Annotated in this window: 2 protein-coding genes and 2 pseudogenes; all 4 read right to left on the bottom strand. The window is 40.4% G+C overall.

Annotated features, from left to right (window positions below; genetic code table 11):
• A pseudogene (locus tag CBG25_RS00915) lies at positions 1-208 on the bottom strand (hypothetical protein); the annotation flags it as partial.
• Complete coding sequence (locus CBG25_RS00910) at positions 195-710, bottom strand: Slp family lipoprotein (protein WP_290603851.1); 516 nt, start codon at positions 708-710, stop codon at positions 195-197. The gene CBG25_RS00910 and the pseudogene CBG25_RS00915, both read right to left, overlap by 14 nt.
• 39 nt (positions 711-749) lie before the next feature.
• On the bottom strand, positions 750-1445 hold the full coding sequence (tsaB, locus tag CBG25_RS00905; RefSeq protein ID WP_290603849.1) for a tRNA (adenosine(37)-N6)-threonylcarbamoyltransferase complex dimerization subunit type 1 TsaB: 696 nt from the start codon (positions 1443-1445) through the stop codon (positions 750-752).
• Between the two features lie 114 nt (positions 1446-1559).
• Positions 1560-1877, bottom strand: a pseudogene (locus CBG25_RS00900) (helicase C-terminal domain-containing protein); the annotation flags it as partial.
• Positions 1878-2006 lie beyond the last annotated feature (129 nt).

Here is a 2006-nt window from a genome sequence, read left to right as displayed (position 1 = left end):
CATCCAAAATCTCTGTGACAATAAATGCCCTACGTTCACCAATTTGCTTGAGATAATCGCAAAGGGAAACAGAACCCTCCAAGATAGGTAGATTTTGCGCTTTGACAAACTTACGTTTGGTGTGAGAAGGCGATTCCAGTTTGCGAGTAAATACGGTCATAAAAGATCTGCGTTTAAAACGAATAAAGCAAATTTTAATCGATAACATGAGCTTTTGCGACAGCCTCTGAAGGGGGTAATACAACTGATTGCATTTGATTCCAACGTTGATAACCTGATACAGCAATCTTGACATACTGGTAGGAAACTAAATCAATTTTGCCTTCTTCAATGCCAGTAATTGTCCCAACGACAGTAATATAGCGACCGCTAAAATCTGATGGCTCCAAAAAACGGCCAATATAAGCATAAATACGTCCCACCGATGGTGCGTTTAACCTTGGCGCAGCGTCATATTTGCTTAATGGCATCACTGCTATTTCAAGCCGAGTTTGGTTATTGTTGTTTAAAACAGAGATCACCTTACCGCCAAAGCGCCCTTCTTGACCAATATAAAGCTCAGGGGCCTCACGCACTGCTGATAAACTTTCAACCGGTGTTTGTGTCGTTCCCTTAATTGACGCGGGAATTGAAACACAGCCTGCTAATAAAACAACACCAGCCAACAGAGCAACCTTTATGGCAGCCTGGTAGTTTAACTTTATTTTCATAAACCACCCCTAAAACGGCATAATAATTTTAAACAAGTATCAACGGCCGGGTAATTTTTTCCAACTAACCTCATTACGTAAATAAACCGGCTGGGCTTCTTCAGCGTCAACTGTTTTACCTTGTTGCAACTCTGGTAGAGCCAACAGCAACATATCTTGCGCATCAGGTAAAGAAATACCACTTTCCAATAAATTTAAATTTGTCGTTCTTAATATAGGATAGGCTGACCAACCTGTCCCGGCAATAGCCCATTGTCCACTTAAGCCATTTATTTTGGCTAAAAACTGCTCTGGCTTGAGCACTGCCTCACTTTCTGCACCTTGCCAAAACCCATCTGGTTTAAGTTCATAACAAGCAGAATAAATTTCGCCCATTCTGGCATCTATCGCTACCAGTACTTTTTTTGCACCTAATTGACGATAAGCGCCTTGCGCCATAGTTAACAGCGATGAGATACCTATCATCGGTAAATTAGCCCCAAATGCCAATCCCTGAGCAATACTGACAGCAATACGAACGCCAGTAAAAGTGCCTGGCCCACGTCCAAAAGCTAAAACATCGATATGTTGTAAATCCAGATGCGCATCAATAAGACACTGTTCTACCATCGGTAATATTTTTTGGGTGTGCTCCCGCGGTGAAACGGCAAATTGGGTAAAAATTTCTCCATCGCGCCATAGGGCTACAGAACACGCTTCAGTGGCGGTATCAATCGCTAATATATGGGTTGCCATATTTTAGATCCTGGCTCTTTTTATGACTAAATAATTGCTAATACTAACATATTTTGTTGATTTGTTGAATAGGAAGGTATCAATAAGAAAAAACTTATATGTTATCGCCACTATTTATTTAATTAAGGACGTTTTTGCCAAAAAGTCAATCGCCGCTTGCAAACTGCGTGTTCTAGGCGAAGGCGGTAAACTATTTAAAAAAAATTCACCATAAGGTCGCGATACTAATCGTTTATCACAAATAATAATAACCCTTTAATCATTAACATCACCCACAAGCCGGCCAACCCCTTGCTTTAAATTAAGTACCGCATCAGGTAATTGGACATCATAAAATGCATTGCCGCCTTGGAGCTGACAATCTTGCATACGCGCTCGCAATAATGGTTCATCAGGCGACGTAAAGGGTAATCTATCGATAATGACACAAGAAAAAACTAGTTGCTGAATAGAGACTTGCATTTTTTGTCACGCTATTGAGAATAAAAAGAGGTTTAACTTAGAGAATAAAGGTTTGAAATGATCAACAAAGAGCGGCTGTTACGAGATAATCGTTTATGT

Source organism: Arsenophonus sp. ENCA (assembly GCF_002287155.1).
GTDB classification, from domain to species: Bacteria; Pseudomonadota; Gammaproteobacteria; order Enterobacterales; family Enterobacteriaceae; genus Arsenophonus; species Arsenophonus nilaparvatae.
Note: the sequence above shows the minus strand (reverse complement) of the source record. Positions and strands in the feature narration are given on the sequence as shown.